We start from the raw sequence: 17,163 nt of genomic DNA, 5'->3' as shown, positions 1-17,163 counted from the left end.
CGCCCGACCCCGCCGGACCGGGCGACCTCACCCCGGTCGGCCTTCCGGTCAACCCCCGCTCGCCATCGCCTCGCGCAGGTCGACCCGGGCCGCTCGGCGGGACGGGAGCCACGCGGCGAGGGTGCCGACGACGACCGCGCCGACCAGTACCGCCACGCACGTGGTCCACGGGACGGCGAGCGTGTCGAGGCCCTTCGTGGACAGCACACGCTGCGTGGCCGCACCCCAGGCCAGGCCGGGCAGGAGACCCAGTACCGCGCCGACCACGGCGATCAGCACCGCCTCCGTGCGGATCATCCGGCGCACCCGGCGCCGGGTCAGCCCCAGGGCCCGCAACAGCGCGATCTCCCGGGTGCGTTCGACCACGGACAGCGCGAGTGTGTTGACCACGCCCAGTACGGCCACCAGGATTGCCAGCGCGAGCAGCGCGTACACCAGGTCCAGGGCGAGGGCGACCGTGTCGTGCAGCGCCTCGCGGTAGCTGTCCCGGTCGCGCACCTTGGTCTGTGGGAAGCCGGCCAGCCGCTCGGCCAGGGCCGTGTACACCAGGTCCCGGTCCGCTCCCGCCGCGGTGGTCGCGAAGTACACGTCGTCCAGGGGCATTTGATCGGCGGGCAGGTTCGCCCGGGCGACGTGGGTGCCGATGTAGGTGGCGCCGGAGGCGAACACGTCGCCGTCGCGGACGATGCCGCCGACGGTGAGCCGCGCGGTGCCGCCGCCGTGGAAGCGCACCCGCACCGGATCGCCGAGCCGCAGCCGGTGTTCGTCGGCGAACGCCTGGGGCACGGTGATCCCGTCGCCGCCCGGGGCCAGCGTCGAGCGGGCGTCGCCGGCGGTGAAGGTCAGCTTGAAGTCGTCGGTGAACCGCTCGGTGGTGGCGGTCAGATCGTGATCGCGGTCGGTGCCGTGCGCGGTGATCAGGTCGGCGCGCACGGTCTGCTGCGCGGTGACGTGGTCCAGGCCCGGCGTCTCCCGGACCACGCGGGCCACCTGTTCGGTCATCGGGCGCGAGGAGAGGATGAAGTAATCGGCATTCACGGTGCGTTCGAGTTGGCCGTCGACCGAGGTCACCAGCGACGCGGCGACCAGGGAGAGGAAGCTCACCAGCGCGATGCCCACCATCAGGGCCGACGCGGTGGCCCCGGTACGCCGCGGGTCGCGAATCGCGTTGCCGCGCGCGAGCCGACCGAGCGGTCCGGACCGGCGCGCGAGCAGTCGGTCCACGCCGCGGACGGCCCATACGCTCAGGATCGGCGCGCCGGCGACGGTACCGACGAGGGTGAGCAGGACGCCGACCGCGAGCAACGACCCGGCCGCCGCGAGGTCGTCGGCGCGTACCGCGAGCAACAGCGCGCCGGCGCCCAGCAGTCCGGTGGCGCCCGCCACCAGGTTGCGGACCCGCAGCGAGCGCCCCGTCGCGGGTCCGGCCACGCGCAGCAGCGCCGCCATCGGGGAGACCCGGCCGGCCCGGCGCGCGGGCAGGTACGCGGCCACCAGGGTGATCAGCACGCCCACCGCGTACGCGGCCACCGGCGTCGACCAGCGCATTGTCGGCCCGCTCGCCGCCGGGGTGTCGCCGACCTGTCCCACGACCCGGATCAGTCCGGTCGCGAGTCCGACGCCCAGGGCCAGTCCCAGCGTCGAGCCGGCCACGCCCAACAACCCGGCCTCGCCCAGGATCAGCCGGTTGACCTGACCCCGCCGGGCACCGACGGCGCGCAGCAACCCGCTCTGTCGGGTGCGCGCGGCGACCAGCATGGAGAACGTGTTGCCGATCAGGAACACGCCGACGAGCACCGAGATCCCGGCGAAACCGAGCATCAGGTAGGTGACCACGTCCAGCGAGGCGCCGGCGGCGTCGCCCCGGGCGGCGGCCTCCTGATCGCGGGTGCGCACGGTGAACGGGGCGGGATCGGTCAACGCGGCCAGCACCTGCTGCCGCAATCGCGCGTCGGCGACCCCGGGCGCGGCGGTGACCGCGATGGACGTGAATCGTGCCGTCGCGCCCAGGAGTCGGCGTTGCGCGGTGGCCGAGTCCACGAACACGTCCGCTTCGCGGGCCCGATCCGCCCGCTCCTGCCCCAGGCCCACCACGGTCGCCTCGAAGGTGCCGGGTATCGCCATGATCCGCAGCCGGTCGCCGATCCGAATCCCGTGCGCCTTGGCGGTGTTCGCCGCCACGACCACCTCGGCCGGGCCGCCGGGGGCACGTCCTTGGCTCACGCGCGGCGCGGACCGGGGATCGGTCGGCCAGTCGGCGACGGTACCGCCGCGCGTACTCAGCGGTTTGCCCCGGCCGTCCAGGACCACGACGTCCGGGACGTGCACCCGACCGTACGCGGCGCGCACGCCCTCGGTCCGGGCCACCGTGTCGAGCACCGGGCCGGGCACGGTCGCGGGCAGGCCGGTGCCGTCCTGTCGATCGCCGCCCTGACGGGGCGTCACCGTCACGTCCGCCGCAGACCCCGAGAAGGACGCGCGCGCGGAGGCCGCGACCGAGTCGCGGAAGACCAGGGTCCCGGCGACGAACGCGGTACCCAACGCGATGGCCACCAGGGCCAGAAGCATCCGAGCCTTGTGCGCCACGACTCCGCGCAGCGCGATCCGAGTGAGCGTCACCGTCGCACCCCGTCCGTGTCGTTCCCGATCGTGCCTGGCATGCCCATCGGGTGCGCCGGCCCGGGATCGGACCCGGGTCGATACGTTCGCCCGGGGCCGTCGAACCCCCTCATCCGCGCGAACACGGTGTCCGCCGTCGGTTCGGCCAGGTCGTCCACGATCCGGCCGTCGGCCAGGAAGACGACCCGATCGGCGTAGGCCGCCGCGTTCGGGTCGTGGGTGACCATGAGTACGGTCTGGCCCCACTCGCGCACGCCGCGGCGGAGCAGGTCGAGCACCTCGGTCCCGGCCCGGGAGTCCAGGTTCCCGGTCGGTTCGTCGGCGAACACGATCTCCGGCCTGGACACCAACGCTCGTGCCACCGCCACGCGTTGCTGCTGGCCGCCGGACAGCTCGGCGGGTCGATGAGCCAGCCGGCCGGTCAGACCGGTGGCCGCGACGATGCGATCCAGATGGGCCCGGTCCACCCGGCGCCCGGCGATCTCGACCGGCAGCGTGATGTTCTCCAGGGCGGTCAGGGTGGGCAGCAGATTGAACGCCTGGAAAACGAACCCCAGTCGGTCGCGCCGCAGTTGCGTCAAGGCGGTGTCGTCGAGCCCGGCCAACTCGGTACCGCCGACCGCCACACTGCCCTCGGTGGCGGTGTCCAGCCCGGCCAGGCACTGCATCAGCGTCGACTTGCCGGAGCCGGACGGCCCCATGATCGCCGTGAAGCCGCCGCGGACGAGATCCACGTCCACGCCCGCCAGGGCCGCGACCCGGGTCGGGCCCGACCCGTACTCCTTGACCAGCCCCCTGGCGCGCGCGGCGAACGGCGACGTGCCCCGCGCGTCCTCGGTGACCGCTGCCGTCCGCGTCCTGCTCCTCGGCATCCGCCGACCTCCTCGCTCGCCCGATGGGGCCTCGTTCCGGTCGGAACGGGCCTCGAATCACCGGTAGGAGCAGCCTCCAAGATCGCCGACGCCCGGACCATGGGGCGCGGCACCGACCCCACCTGCGGAAAACCACACCCCCCGCGAGTCCGCCGGGTGGGGACGGGCGCGGCCTGGACCGGGCACGCGCGGCGCCGGACTTTGCCGGAGTGTGCCGATGGTCGGGCGGGTGTTGACGGTGGTTCGGGCACGCTGTGAGCGTTTTGCTCGCTCGGGCGACGAACCCGGCGCGTGGGGTGGTCCGTTCGTCCCGGAAGCGGAAGCGGAAGCGGAAGCGGAAGCGGAAGCGGAAGCAGGGGCGACGGCGGTCGGATTCGTGGTCGGGGCGTGCCTTCTACCCGAGGAGCCTCGATGCATCGCAGCACGTTGACGTTCGGGTCGGTCCTGGCCCTGATGGTCGGCCTGGTGGCCGGCACGACGGCGCAGTCGACCACGGAACGAGCACGGCCCGTTCTCGCCCCCGACGCCCGGGCCGCGGCGATCGCCGCGGCCGACCGGGCGATGGCCGACACCGGCGCCTCGACCGGGACGCCCGGCGGGCACTACCTGCGCCGGTCGGTGCTGCCCTGGGTCGGCGACATCTACTCGATCTCGTACGCACGCACCTACCGCGGCCTGCCCGTGGTCGGCGCGGACGCCGCCGTGCTGGCGGACGGTCGGGGGCGGGTGCACGCCGTGCAGACGGCCGACGACGTGCGCATCGACGTCGCGACCACACCGAGCGTCGACCAGCCGACGGCCGAGGACACCGCGCGCACCCGACTGCCGGTGGTGGACCGGGTCGACCCGAGCCGCCTGGTGGTGCGGGTGGGCGCGGGCGCGGCGCACCTGGCCTGGGAGACCGTCGTGGTCGGCCGGACCGACACCGCGCCGAGCAGGTTGCACGTCTTCGTCGACGCCGGGTCCGGCACGGTGCTCGACTCCGTCGACGAGGTGCACGCCGGGATCGGCCACAGCCAGTGGAACGGCCCGGACCCGATCACCATCGACACGACACGCTCCGGCAGTACGTACACGCTGCGCGACCCGATCAGGGCCAATCTGAGCTGCGCGAAATACGGCGGCGCGGTGTTCGCCAAGCCCGTCGACGAGTGGGGCAACGGCAACCCCGCCACCATCGAGACCGGGTGTGTGGACGCCCTGTGGGCGGCGCAGAAGCAGTTCGACATGTTCCGGAACTGGCTCGGCCGCAACGGGCACAACGGCAACGGCGGGGCCTGGCCGCTCCAGGTCGGCCTGAACGACTACAACCTGTACTGGGACGGAAACAAGGTCGTGATCGGTCGCAGCACCCAGAACCAATGGATGTCGGCGATGGATCTGGTGGGCCACGAGTACGGGCACGCCATCGATCGGATGACCCCGGGCTTTCCGTTCACCGAACCGGGCCTGGCCGAGGGACTCGCGGACATCATGGGCACCCTGACCGAGGCGTACGCCAACGAGCCGGCGCCGTTCGACACCCCGGACTACACGATCGGCGAGATGGTCAACCCGTTCGGCAGCGGCCCGCTGCGCTTCATGTACAACCCGTCGATCCGCGGTGACGCGAACTGCTACACCTCGGCGATTCCGAGCATGGACCCCTACCGGGCGGCGGGCGTGTTCAACCACTGGTTCTATCTGCTCGCCGAGGGCTCCAACCCGGGCGGCGGCAAACCCACCAGCCCGACCTGCACCCCGACGCCGGTCACCGGCGTGGGTATCAAGACGGCCGCCAAGGTCGTCTACTACGCCCTGATGTCCCGCGCCGGCGGCACCAACTACCGCCAGGAACGCCGCCAGACCCTGTACGCGGCCAAGGCCCTGGACCCCACCTGCGACGTCTTCAAGAAGACCAAGGCCGCCTGGGAGGCGGTCGCCGTGCCACCCGCGGCGGGCGAGCCGGTCTGCCCCTGAACCCCTGAACCGACCGACGCCCGCCGGCTACCCGGCTACCGGTTGCCCGGCGGGCGTCCCGGGTCAGCGGCGGCTCAGCATCGGCAGGCGCGAGCGGGCCGAGTGCGCGGCGATGGTGTACCAGATCTGGACCAGGTCCACGACCCGCCCCGGGTCGGCCACCTCGCAGCGCACGGTGAGCTGGTCCACCCGCTCCGCGCCCGGCACCGCCGCCGCGACCTCGGCGGCCAGCGGGATCTGGAAGCCGACCTCGAAGACGAACGTCTCCGGCAGCGGCAACGGCTCCAGGTTCCCGGCCTTCTCCACGGCCGCCGCCGCGCCGGCCCGGATCAGGTCCTGGGCCACGGAGGGGTGCACGCTGTTCGCCGCGGTGATGCCCTCGGCCGTCTTGACCGGGACCGTGATCACGCCCGGAAACGCCGCGGCCGTCGCGGCGCAGACCTCGTTGTCGCCGGTGACCAGCCCCACCGGGACCCCGTGCTGGGCCGCGAGCAGCCCGTTGACCTCGGCCTCGGTGACGGGGCTGCCGTTGAGCCGTACGGTCGCGAAGTCGGACGAGAAGGTGTGCGCGAGCACGCCCGGGGTGGCCGCCGCCGCATGGTAGCCGACGAACAGCGCGACGCCGTGGTTCGGGCCGAGCCCGTGCGCCATGCACTGCGCCTTGGGGCTGCCTTGGATCACCCGTGCGCGCCGGTCCAGGCTGCGCGCGAGCAGGTTGTCCATGGTGCCGTGGCTGTCGTTGATCAGGACGTTGTCCGCACCCGCCGCGAACGCGCCTTCGATGGCCGCGTTGGCCTCGCCGGTCATCATCTCCTGCGCGTTGGCGTAGCCGCCGCCTCCGGGCACGATCTGGTCGATGGTGGCGATGCCCGCCACACCTTCCAAGTCGATCGAGATGTATACGTCCATGGGTGTGCTCCCGTTCGTCGCCCTGTTCGGCCGCTCCCGCGCGGCGTGCGATGCCCTGCCGAGCATCACGCACGGTCCCCTCGCCGGTCGTTGGCGATTCGGACAGGGCCGGCGACGGTTCTTCGTCGACGACGACGAGTCAGGGGTCCGGGCCGCTGCCTACCGTGATCGACCACCGCGGTACACCCGCCGCTCTTCGAGGAGGTGCCCGTTCATGGCACGATCCATCCCGCCGCAGGCCGCCGCGACCCCGGCGTCCGGCCGGTCGGACGTACCGAGCCCGGCCGAGTCCATGCCGACCCCCGAATACCTCGAGGCCCGTCTCGCGGAACTCGCCGAGCAGGCGGGAATTCCGGGTGCGAGCATCGCCGTTCGGGTGGGCGATCGGACCGTCGCGGCGGCGGTGGGCGTGCTCGACACCGAGTTCGACCACCCCGCGACCACCGACTCGCTGTTCCAGGTCGGCTCGATCACCAAGGTGTGGACCACGACCCTGGTGATGCAGCTCGTCGACGAGGGCCTGATCGACCTGGACGCACCCGTCCGCACCTACCTCCCCGACCTGCGCCTGGTCGACGAGGACGCGAGTGCTCTGGTGACGATTCGTCATCTCCTGTGCCACACCGGCGGTTTCGAGGGCGAGCTGTACGACGACTTCGGTCCCGGACACGACGCGCTCGAGCTGATGACCGCCGGCCTGGCGACCCGGGGCGAACAGTTGTTCCCGCCGGGTTCGACCTTCTCCTACTGCAACAGCGGTTTCGACCTGCTCGGTCGGGTCGTCGAGGTGCTGACGGGCCGGACCTGGGAGACGGCGCTGCGCGAACGCATCGTGGCACCGCTGGGACTCACCCACGTGGCCAACGACGCGGCCGAATCGATCCTGCACCGTACCGCGATCGGCCACCTGGGTGGAGCAGACGGCCCGGTCAAGGCGCCGATCCACCACATGTCCCGCGCCGGCGGCCCCTCCGGGGGCATGCTCGCGATGAGCGCGAGCGACCTGTTGGAATTCGCCGCCGCGCACGTCCGCCGAGGACTGCTCCCGGACGGGACGCGCCTGCTCTCGGAGGCGTCCGCGCTGGCGATGCGCGAGCCGCAGGTCGAGATCATCGGCGACGGCCGGCTCGGCAGGTCGTGGGGGCTGGGCTGGAATCTGTACGACTGGCCGGGCGAGGCGGTCATCGGCCACGACGGCGGCACGATCGGCCACAGCGCGATGTTGCGGGTGGTGCCCTCGCGCGAGTTCTCCATCGCGCTGCTGACCAACGGCGGTGCCCTGTATCTCGCCTACGACCTGGTCCGCGAACTGCTCGGTTCGCTCGGCGGCGTCGAGGTGCCGGACCTGCCGGCGCCGCCCGCCGAACCGGTCTCGATCGACGCCGACTACGTCGTCGGCACCTACGCGTCGCCCGCGCTGATCGTCGACGTCGCCGAGACCGAGGACGGCCTGACCGTGACCTCGCGCGTGCACGGGCCCATCGCCGAGATCGTCGGCGAGGGTTCCGGTACCTCGCGAGTGGTGGCCGCGGACGCGCGCACCCTGATCACGGCCGAGCGCGAAGGCGGCCGGCACCCGATGTACGTCTTCCTCGGGGACGGTGCACAGGCCGAGTTCCTGCACGTGGGCCGGGCAATGCGCCGGGTCCGGGGCACCGACGCCGAGCGGGGGGCCGCCGCCTCCGCCTGATCGTGCTGCGGAAACGACGTGGATCTCGACCGTCGGCGGTGCGCCGACGGTCGAGACGCTTACGGGATGTCCTGCTCGGCCCAGACGATCTTGCCCTCCGGGGTCCGGCACGAACCCCAGCCTCGGCAGAGCATGTTGATCAGTTGCAGGCCGCGGCCGCCCTCGTCGCTGAGCGAGGAGTGCTGGATCTGCGGGAGGTCGGGCCCGGTGTCGGACACCTCCACCACCAGCCGGTCGTGGCGCAGCAGGCGTAGTTGGCCCGGGGCGATCCCGTAGCGCAGGGCGTTCCCGACCAGCTCGCTGACCACCAGCTCGGTGACGTCCGAGAGGTCCTCGAGTTGCCAGGCCGCGAGCCGCTCCCGGACCAGCTTGCGGGCCACACCCGCGGCCGAGCCGTTGCCGGGCAGGTCCCACGTGTACAAGTCCGTGCCCAGGAGCGGTGGTTGGGTCGCCGCGACGAGGACGACGGCCTCGTCGAAGCGGGCGCCGCCGCCGGTGACGAGGTCGCCGAGCGCGCCCGAGTCCAGTTCGGTAGGGCTCATCGAGGCGGCCCGGGTCCGCAGCCGGGCCAGTTGTACGTCGATGTCCTCGGTGCGCGACTTGACCAGCCCGTCGGTGTAGAGCACGAGCCGACTGCCCGGCGGGACGGTCAGCCGCAGCGGGTCGTACGGGATCACCCCGGAGCCGATCGGCGCGCCGATCGGCACGTCCACGAAGGACGCCTTGCCGTCCGGGGCGACCAGCAGGGGTGGCGGGTGGCCGGCGCTGACCAGGGTGTAGGTCGACTCGGCCGGATCGTAGACGGCACACAGGCAGGTGGCGACCTGGTCGTCCTCCAGGTCGCGGGCGGCCAGGTCCAGCCGGGCGAGCATGCGCTCCGGCGTCAGGTCCAGGGCCATCAGGGTGCGGGCGACGGCGCGCAGCACGCCGGTGGTGGCTGCGGCGGACAGGCCGTGGCTCATCACGTCGCCGACCACGAGGGCGGTGCGCCCGCCCGGCAGCGGGGCCACGTCGTACCAGTCGCCGCCGACGCCGAGCGGGTCGGCGGTCGGGATGTACCGGGAGGACGCCGCCAGACCGGGGGTGCGCGGGGTGACCCGGGGGAGCAGGTTGCGCTGGAGTCGGGCCACGTGCTCGCGCTCGCGGCTGTACAGCCGCGCGTTGTCCACGTCCACCGCGGCCTTGGAGGCGAGTTGCAGGGCCAGCGCGAGGTCGGCCTCGGAGAAGCCGGGCCGGCCGCCCGCGCGGATGAAGTCGGCGGAGCCCAGGAGCACGCCGCGGGCGATCAGCGGCACCATCATGTAGGTGTGCACGCCCGCCTGGCGCAGCTTGGCGGCGGCGCTGGGGGTGGGCGCCAATTCCTCGTAGTCGTCCGGCCCGAAGCTGGAGATCAGCAGCGGCCGGCCGTCGGCCAGGGCTCGGGTGAAGCGCGAGTCCCGGTCCGGGGAGGACGTGGACAACTCGCCCACCTCGTCGGGTTCCAGATCGGCGACTCGGTCTATCGCCGCCACGGCCATCGCCCGCCGGACCGGTCGGCCTCGGCCGCTGGGGCGGTGTCCCTCCTCACCCTGGATCACCGATTCCAGCAGATCCACCGCGGCACCATCGGCCAATCGGGGGACGGCGAAGTCGGCGAACTCCTGTGCGGTGGTCTTCAGATCCAGCGTGGTGCCGATCCGCAGTCCCGCCTCGTTGAGCCAGTTGAGCTGATCGCGGGTGGCGCGGGTGCGAGTGCCCGCGGCCGGCGCCGCGCTGCGTCGACGCACGTGTCTCCGGCCGCGTCCGCCATCCACTCTCCCGCTCACCCGCACCTCTTTCCGTCGGCACCGGATCGTCGCATGCGACTCTGCCGCCCGTCGTACCCCCGAACCCACCCCACAAGTGATTCGGTCGGCCGACGCGTGGGTTGCGACTGTACCCGCGCCGACTTGCGATTGCATGGAATCGATCGAGGTCGAGGGCGCGGTCGAGTCGTTCCGTGACCTGCGCGGCGATCACCGGCCGCTCCGGATCCGGCCCATCGGGCTGGGCGCGGGGGCCGTCGAGGTGTCGAGCCCGGCGCGTCGGGGCGTGGCGGATGCGACCGCTCGGGCCCTCGCGCGCGCCGCGAAGCCGGTGGTCGGCTCGCCGAAACGTGTCGGCCGATCGGGTAACACAACGGCAGTATGGGCGAGTTCGAGTCACCAAGAGGCTCTGCGGCGGTGGCCGGTCGGTGCGTTCCAGGGGCGATTTCGGGTCGGAATCGGTGTTCGGGTTGCCGGGCCCGGAGCGGGTTTCCCACACTGGCCGGATGGTCCGTTCGGGTCGGGCCCTCACGGAAGGGAATCGATGGCACGGCACGGGGTGGGGAACGGTTCGGGCGTGGCGGCCGGGCGGACGGGGGTGACGGGGTGGGTACGGGGCTGATCGTGGCGGCGCTCGTGTTGTCGGTGGTGGCGCTGGGCGTGGTGGCGGCCGCGGTGGTCAAGGCCGGACGCCGCGAGCGCGACGGCGAACGGGCGCGGGTGGCCGACGAGCAAAGGCTGGACCGGGAGAGGTCGTTGACGTCGGTGGACGCGATGAGCGGGACCGGGTTCGAGGACCACGTCGCGGCCCTGTGTCGGCGCGACGGTTGTACCGAGGTGGCCCGGGTGGGCGGCGGCGGGGATTTGGGCGCCGATGTGGTGGGCCGACTGCCGGACGGCCGCCGCCTGGTGATCCAGTGCAAGCGGTACGCGACGCATCGATCGGTCGGCAGCGGCGACGTGCAGCGCTTCAACGGCACCGCCCGCCTCGAACACGGCGCGGACGTGCCGGTGATCGTGACCGCGACCGTGTTCACCACGCCGGCCCGCGAGTTCGCCGCGAAGCACGCGCTGACCCTGATCGACCGCGACCTGCTGGGGTTCTGGCAGAACGGCACGCCGTTGAGTTCCTTCCTGGCCCTGGACATCAAACGTTCCGGCCGCGCACGACCGCGCCGCCCCTCGAAGCAATAACGCGGATCGCCCGACCACGCGGCGGACGGCGAGCGCGGGCCGGGCGGCGGACGGCAGTGCGAGTCGGGCCGAGGGATTCGACCGACTCGACGCGCCGGTCGACCCGCCGACGCCTCGGCGGGTGCTCACCCGGGGACCCGGGACGGGGCGAAGGCCAGGCCCTAGGATCGTGGACCATGTCGCTTTGGGGTCGTTTCACGTCTTCGCGCTTGCCCACGCCCGTGCTCGTGACCGATGCCGCGCTCGACGACGTCGAGATTCGCGAGATCGGGCAAAACCTCACCCTCGGCGGTGACTTCGCACCCGCGGCGGAATTGCTGAGTCGAATAGGACCGGACTGGGCTCGGCGCGCGGTCGCGGTGACCGCACTGGGCGAGGTCGCCGCCGCGCGGCCCGAGTGGCTGCGGACGTGGCGGGCCGAGCAACCCGAGTCGGCGGACCCGCTGGTGGTCACGGCCGCGGCGATGGTGCGCACGGCCTGGGACGCACGCGGCGCGGCGCGAGCCAGTCTCACCAGTGGCCAACGGTTCGCCGACTTCCGGGAATTGCTGGTCGAGGCGGACCACGCGTGCCTGCTCGCGACCGAGGCCGCCCGGGACGATCCCACCCCATGGGTGTCCTGGCTGCGCGTGTGCCGTGGACTCGGCGTTCCCCGGGACGTGTTCGAGGCCCGCTGGCAGGCGTTGTGCGAGCGCGACCCGCAACACCGCGCGGGGCACGACGCGGCATTGCAGTACCTGTGCGAGAAATGGCACGGATCGCACGACGACATGTACGCCTTCGCCCGCAAGGCCGCGGCCGAGGCGCCGGACGGCTCACCGCTGGTGGTGTTGGTCGTCGAGGCGCACATCGAGTACGCGCTGCGGATGAATTGGAACGGCGACACCGAGGACACCGCCTTCTGGCTGGCCGCCGCACAGCAGACGGACCTGGACACGGCGTTGGACCGCTACCCCGTCGACGCCGCGCCGCGCCATCCGAGCGCCCTGTCCGACCACAGCGCGCTCGCCTACGCCCTGGACAAGGCCCAACGCTGGGCCGAACTGGGCGTGCGCTTCGAGGCAACCGCCCATCAGGGCTCCCACCTGCCATGGTCCTACGGCGGAGGCCGCGTCTACTTCGAACAGGCCCACGCCCGCGCGATGCGCGCGCGCCCACGCGGTTGAGGCGGCGGGGATCTGGGGTTTGCCCGGTCCGGAGGTGATGCGTGCCCGACGGGGACGGTCGTCGACCGCCGCCCCGCGATCGCGGGACGGCGGTCGGTGCACTCGGCGGAGTGCGAGGGGTTGGTCAGGCGGTCGCCGGGCGGCGGCGACGGATCACGAAAGTGCCGACGCCGAGGACGAGTACGCCGGCGGCGCCTACCGGGAGGGCGAGGTCCGAGGCGGAGTAGCCGTCCTCGTGAGCGGCCGGAGCCGAGGCGGGGTTCGAGGTGAAGCCGCCGATCTTGCCGGACCGCTGGTAGTCCGACCCGGGGAGCTTGTCCGCGTACCGGTCGTGCACGAGTCGGCGGTAGGCGGCCACGGTGACGCCGCTCTCGCCGACCGAGTCCCGCGCGGCCGGGTTCAGGGGCAACACGCGGCCGTCGCGCACGTGGTACCACGCGGCGATCTGGGGTTCGGTGAACACCGTGTCTCCGCCCGCCCGGCGGGAGTAGCCGATCTCGTCGGTGCCGGAGAGCACGTTGCCCACCCGCCACTCGTGCGTGGCGCGATCGCGGACCGTCCACACCGTCGCCTCGACTCCGGCGGCCGAGCGGGCCTCGGTCGCCAGATAGGCGAAGTCGGCCACCGGGGCCGACGTCTTCCCCCGGACGAAGTCCGCGCTGAGCGAGTACACCGCGACCGGGTCGCCGACGAGGCGCGGGGCCTGCGCGGCGGCGGCCTCCGGGGCGACCCTCGACTGCACCACCCCGCCCGAGGGGGCCGCGGTGCGCTGGTCGAGGTGGACGAAGAACGCGGCCAGCCGGTTCGTGGTCGCCGGTGTGCCCAACGTCTGCTGGGCCAGCCCTCGGTCGGCGTCGGTCGGTGCGTCGGCGACGACCGGTGCGCCGCCGTCGGCGGCCGACGCACTGCCCACGATCGGGGTCAGGAATAGCACCGTGCCGATGCCGACGGCGGCGAGCGCGCCACCGCGACGGCGCGTGCGGGAGCGCACGGGAGAAGAGCCGAGAACGGAACTCGCGTCGTGCGCACGGCGGTTGTCTTCGGTCATCGCGCTCACGCCTCTCCGTACACGGACTCGGCCCACCGGAACTGGTAGTTGCTGACATATGAGTCGTAGTCCATCTCGCCGTAGCGCGGGCTGCTCGGCCACGGGTCCGCGTACATGACCGTCCCGTTGTCGGTGTCGTAGCCGTACAGGACGTTGGCGTGCCCGCCGCCCGAGGTCCAGTAGATGCCGACCACGATCGGCGAGTCGGCGTCGATCGAGGAGGCCACCGTGGCCAGGGGCAACGTCCCGGCGAGCCGACCGCGGCTCATCCCCAGGGCGACCCAGGCCCTTTGGATGTCGGTGAGTTCGGCGGGCCGGTTGGGACACGGGTAGCCGGCGGGCAACCCTCGGGCGTAGTCGCAGAAGTTGTTCTGACTGGTGCTCCGGCCGCGACCGAGGTAGCGCGCCACGGACAGGCCGGTGGCGGCCCAGCACCACTGGTTCTGTACCTGGGTCAGCTCGGTGAAGGGCAACTGTGCGGAGCCGTAGGCGGTGTTCGAGTCCGCCGGGGCGCTCAGGGGCGCGGCGACGGAGGGCTTCGCGGGGGTCGCCGACGCGGTACCGGCCGGCGCCGCGAGGCACACCGCGGCGGTCAGGGTCGCGCAGACGGCCCGCCAACGCCGAGGTGGGGAGGCGGGTACGGCCTCGGTGCTCCGGGACGTACCGCGATTCCGCGGAATCATCGGGTCTCCTTCTCGCCCGGCATGCGGGACACCGGGCGGAGATCGAGGGGGACGCGACCGGCGAGGGCACACCGCGAGTGGAACGGGACACGCGGTGTCGGACAACCGGGACGGCGGAGCGGGCGACATGGCGGGCGCACGCACCGACGTCCGGGATGTCGAGGAAGACCCTCACCGGTCGGCGGAGGAGGAACACCTGCAACGCTGATCCACCGCGGGTGCGGCCCGGAACCCCCGACCCGAAAGCAGGGGGTTCCCCCGTGTCCCCCTCGGCGGTCGCCCCCGCCGGGTTGACTCAGGGCGTGACGCGCAGTGCGGGCAGACGCTTCGGGGTGCCCCGGCCGGTCGAGTCCGGCTCCTCGGAGGGGTCGAGGGAGAGCCTGATCAGTTCCGCGCGGGAGCGGATGCCGAGTTTGCGGTACACCCGGGTCAGTGTCGACTCGACCGTCTTGGCGGACAGGAACAGGCGGCCGGCGATCTCGCGGTTGGTCGCACCGTCGCCGACCAACTCCGCGACGCGGTGCTCGGCGGCGGTCAGTGCCCGCGACGGTGTGCGGAGCGGGCCGTCTGCCGACTCCGGATCGTCCACGCTGGTGAGCCGGGCGAGTTCGACGCGGGTCTGCTCGAGCCAGGGGCGGGCCGCCGTCTTGTCGAAGGTGGACTCCGCGGCGCGCCAGGACGCCAGCGCGGCGGCCGGATGACGCCGCCGCAGTTCCACCGAGCCCAGCGCCAGCAGGTCGCGGCCATGTTCGATCGGCAGACCGAGCTCCAGATGTCGCGCGGCACTCTCGCGCAGGCTCGTGGCCGCGCCCGCCAGGTCCCCGGACTCGCCCCGGACCAGCGCGTGTGCCCGGGCCAACGACGCGAGCACACCGGACCGCCCCAACCGGCCCGCCGTGTCCCGGACTTCGGCCACGATCGCGCGCGCCTGGTCGTGATCGCCCACCGCGACGAGCGCCTCGGCCAGGTCGGCCGACCACGGGATCGCCGCCGGATCGACGATCCCGCGCCGGGCGGCGATCGCCCGGGCCCGACTCAGACAGCCCACCGCGCCCACCGGATCCCGCAGGCGCCCCTGGGCCTGTCCCAGGACGCACAACGCGAGCGGCAGGTACACCAGGTCCCGGTCGGCCCGTGCGGCGCGCACCCCCTCGCGCGCCAGCGCCGCCGCGCGTGCGAGATCCCCGCCCGCGGCCTCCGCGACCGCCGCCGAGTAGTAGGCCAGCCCGAGATGGGCGCCGATGTCGCGGCCCAGGCGCAATGCCTCGTGCGCGACCGTCATCGCCTCCGCGCATCGCCCCGCCCGGACGTCGACGTCCACCTTGCCGCACAGGCCGAACAGTCGCTCCTCCGCGTCGTCGGACTCCTCGGCCCGACGCAACATCCGGTCGAGCTCGGCACCGGCGTCGACGAGGCGGTCGGCGAAGAAGTCGAGCCGGGCCTTGACCCCCCGGGGTCCGGCGTGTCGACCGGTGGGCCCCGCGTCCTGCGGGCGGGCCAGCGCGCGGGCGAGCGGCACGCACGCGTCCGGGCGGCCCTGGAGGGTGCCCACGAACGCCTGGAGCGCCAGCGCCACCTGCTCGGTGCCGCGATCGTCGGCCTGCCGGGCGATCGCGGCGGCACGGGCCGCCTCCGCCCACGCGATCGCCGAGTCACCGTCGCTGATGTGCGCCTTGCAGGCGCGCAGGTAGTGCAGTCGAGCGCGACCGCCCGGGTCGTCGCCGACCTGGGCGAAAGCCTCGGCGAACACCTCGTCCAGGTCGTGCAGGGCCTGGTTGGCGGCGTTGATGATCACGATGCAGGCCCGTACGCGTTGCCCGGGGCTCGGCCCCGACGCGAAGACCTGGTGGGCCAGTTCGCGTGCGAGTTCGAAGTCGGCCGCCGCGTACGCGTGCCCGGCGCCGTCGAGGCAACGTTCGCAGCGACGGTCGGCGTGTTCGTCGGGGGTTCGGGCGACGGCCAGTCGGGCCAGGGCCGCGGCGTCCTCGGACATACCGCGTCGACGGGCCTGTTCGGCGGCGGACATCAAGGTCGCCGCGACCCGTTCGTTCGGCGCGGGCGCGGCCAGCGCCAGGTGCCGGGCCCGATCGATCGGCTCACCCGACAACGCGGCGAGTGCCGCGTGCGCGGCCCGACGCTGCTCCGGCGAGCCGTCCGCGTACAGCGCGGCGGCGAACAGCGGGTGGGTGAACCGGAGTCGACCGTCGTCCCGGTGGGGGTCGAGGATGCCGGCGGAGGTCGCGTCGGCGAGGGTACGCCGGACCAGGTCCTCGCCCGCCCGATCCGCGGCGGCGACCCGCGCGTCGCGGGAGTCGTAGGAGAGCCCGACTGCGGTGCGCAGCAGCCCGACCGTGGGGCGGGCGGCGGCGCCTGCCAGCAGGAGCAGCCGGCGGGCCTCGGGAGCCAGACCCTCCAGCCGGGCGATCAGCAGCCGGCGCAGCCGGTCGGGCACCGGCAACGGCTGGTCGCGGTCCGGCAATCGGGCCGACCTGCGTACTGATCCGGCGAGTTCGAGCGCGTACATCGGGTTGCCGGCGCTCGCCTCGTACACCTGCCTGCTCAGCCAGTGCGGCAGGGACCGGTCGGGGAGTCGATCCGGGTCGAGGTCGTGGTCGAGGTCGTGGTGGTCCAGGAGGTCGCGGGTCTCCGACAGGCCGAGCGGCGGGAGTTCGAGTTCGGAGGGTGTGCCGGGACAGAACCGCGTCCCGTGGATCGGGCCGGCGGGTGGGTCGGTGGTCTCGGCGACGATCACGCGTACCCGGGTCGGATCCAGGCGTCGGGCGGCGAACGCGAGCACTTCGGCGCCGGCCGCGTCCATCCACTGCGCACCGTCGATCGCGACGTGCACCGGAGTGGCGGCGGACAACGCGCGCAACACGGTGAGCACGCCCCGCCGCAGCGCGAGCGGGTCGGGGCCGTCGGGTCCGGGCGGTTCGCGGCACAACACGACGCGAATCGCGGATCGTTGCGGGCAGGGCAACGCCTCGATCACCTCGTCCGCGACCGGATCCAGCAGGTCGGCGAGCGAGGAGAAGGCCAACTCCGCTTCGGCGGAAGTCGGTTCGGTGTGGAGTATGGGGATGCCGCGGGCGGCGGTGGGGAGCAGCGAACGCAGCACGAACGTCTTGCCGATGCCGGCCGGCCCGTGCAGGACGACACCGCCCTGGGTGAGTCGGCGGCGGGCCAGCACCATCAGATCGTGCCGCGTGGGATCGGTGTGCGCCAAGAGCCGTCCTCCC

11 protein-coding genes are annotated in these 17,163 nt (G+C 73.1%); 4 read left to right on the top strand and 7 right to left on the bottom strand.

Annotated elements, in window-relative coordinates; translation table 11 throughout:
* Window positions 1-48: 48 nt before the first annotated feature.
* Together ACIBSV_RS21400 and ACIBSV_RS21395 are read right to left on the bottom strand one after the other, a co-directional pair.
* Window positions 49-2,619: an ABC transporter permease gene (locus tag ACIBSV_RS21400; RefSeq protein WP_395865240.1), complete on the bottom strand. Its 2,571-nt coding sequence runs from the start codon at window positions 2,617-2,619 to the stop codon at window positions 49-51.
* On the bottom strand, window positions 2,616-3,491 hold the full coding sequence (locus ACIBSV_RS21395) for an ABC transporter ATP-binding protein (protein WP_395865238.1): 876 nt from the start codon (window positions 3,489-3,491) through the stop codon (window positions 2,616-2,618). The genes ACIBSV_RS21400 and ACIBSV_RS21395 overlap by 4 nt, the downstream gene beginning before the upstream one ends.
* Window positions 3,492-3,902: 411 nt before the next feature.
* On the opposite strand from ACIBSV_RS21395, the gene ACIBSV_RS21390 reads away from it, so the two are divergent.
* A complete protein-coding gene (locus tag ACIBSV_RS21390) occupies window positions 3,903-5,450 on the top strand; it encodes a M4 family metallopeptidase (RefSeq protein WP_395865236.1) in 1,548 nt (515 codons plus the stop codon).
* A 63-nt stretch (window positions 5,451-5,513) separates the two neighbouring features.
* Here ACIBSV_RS21390 and ACIBSV_RS21385 read toward each other — a convergent pair whose 3' ends face one another.
* Window positions 5,514-6,359 carry a M55 family metallopeptidase gene (locus ACIBSV_RS21385; RefSeq protein WP_395865234.1) on the bottom strand — a complete coding sequence of 282 codons (846 nt, stop codon included), beginning with the start codon at window positions 6,357-6,359 and terminating at the stop codon, window positions 5,514-5,516.
* Window positions 6,360-6,573: 214 nt separating this feature from the next.
* Here ACIBSV_RS21385 and ACIBSV_RS21380 point away from each other — a divergent pair, with 214 nt between their 5' ends.
* Window positions 6,574-8,049: a serine hydrolase domain-containing protein gene (locus ACIBSV_RS21380; RefSeq protein WP_395865232.1), complete on the top strand. Its 1,476-nt coding sequence runs from the start codon at window positions 6,574-6,576 to the stop codon at window positions 8,047-8,049.
* A 59-nt stretch (window positions 8,050-8,108) separates the two neighbouring features.
* Here ACIBSV_RS21380 and ACIBSV_RS21375 read toward each other — a convergent pair whose 3' ends face one another.
* Window positions 8,109-9,815 (bottom strand): SpoIIE family protein phosphatase, encoded by a 1,707-nt coding sequence (locus tag ACIBSV_RS21375; protein ID WP_395865230.1) that lies wholly within the window; start codon window positions 9,813-9,815, stop codon window positions 8,109-8,111.
* A 624-nt stretch (window positions 9,816-10,439) separates the two neighbouring features.
* On the opposite strand from ACIBSV_RS21375, the gene ACIBSV_RS21370 reads away from it, so the two are divergent.
* Complete coding sequence (locus ACIBSV_RS21370) at window positions 10,440-11,027, top strand: restriction endonuclease (RefSeq protein WP_331771694.1); 588 nt, start codon at window positions 10,440-10,442, stop codon at window positions 11,025-11,027.
* Between the two features lie 209 nt (window positions 11,028-11,236).
* Entirely contained in the window at window positions 11,237-12,193 is a 957-nt protein-coding gene (locus tag ACIBSV_RS21365; RefSeq protein WP_395865227.1) for a hypothetical protein, read from the top strand.
* 124 nt (window positions 12,194-12,317) lie between these two features.
* On the opposite strand, the gene ACIBSV_RS21360 is transcribed toward ACIBSV_RS21365, so the two are convergent.
* The 3 genes from ACIBSV_RS21360 to ACIBSV_RS21350 all read right to left on the bottom strand — a co-directional run bounded on the left by ACIBSV_RS21360 (window position 12,318) and on the right by ACIBSV_RS21350 (window position 17,150).
* A complete protein-coding gene (locus ACIBSV_RS21360; RefSeq protein WP_395865225.1) occupies window positions 12,318-13,241 on the bottom strand; it encodes a hypothetical protein in 924 nt (307 codons plus the stop codon).
* Between the two features lie 5 nt (window positions 13,242-13,246).
* Window positions 13,247-13,924, bottom strand: coding sequence for a papain-like cysteine protease family protein (locus tag ACIBSV_RS21355; RefSeq protein ID WP_395865223.1), 678 nt, complete (start codon window positions 13,922-13,924; stop codon window positions 13,247-13,249).
* Window positions 13,925-14,219: 295 nt separating this feature from the next.
* A complete protein-coding gene (locus ACIBSV_RS21350; RefSeq protein WP_395865221.1) occupies window positions 14,220-17,150 on the bottom strand; it encodes an AAA family ATPase in 2,931 nt (976 codons plus the stop codon).
* Between the last annotated feature and the right edge of the window lie 13 nt (window positions 17,151-17,163).

It is taken from the genome of Embleya sp. NPDC050154, assembly GCF_044460165.1.
Taxonomy (GTDB): Bacteria; Actinomycetota; Actinomycetes; order Streptomycetales; family Streptomycetaceae; genus Embleya.
Note: the sequence above shows the minus strand (reverse complement) of the source record. Positions and strands in the feature narration are given on the sequence as shown.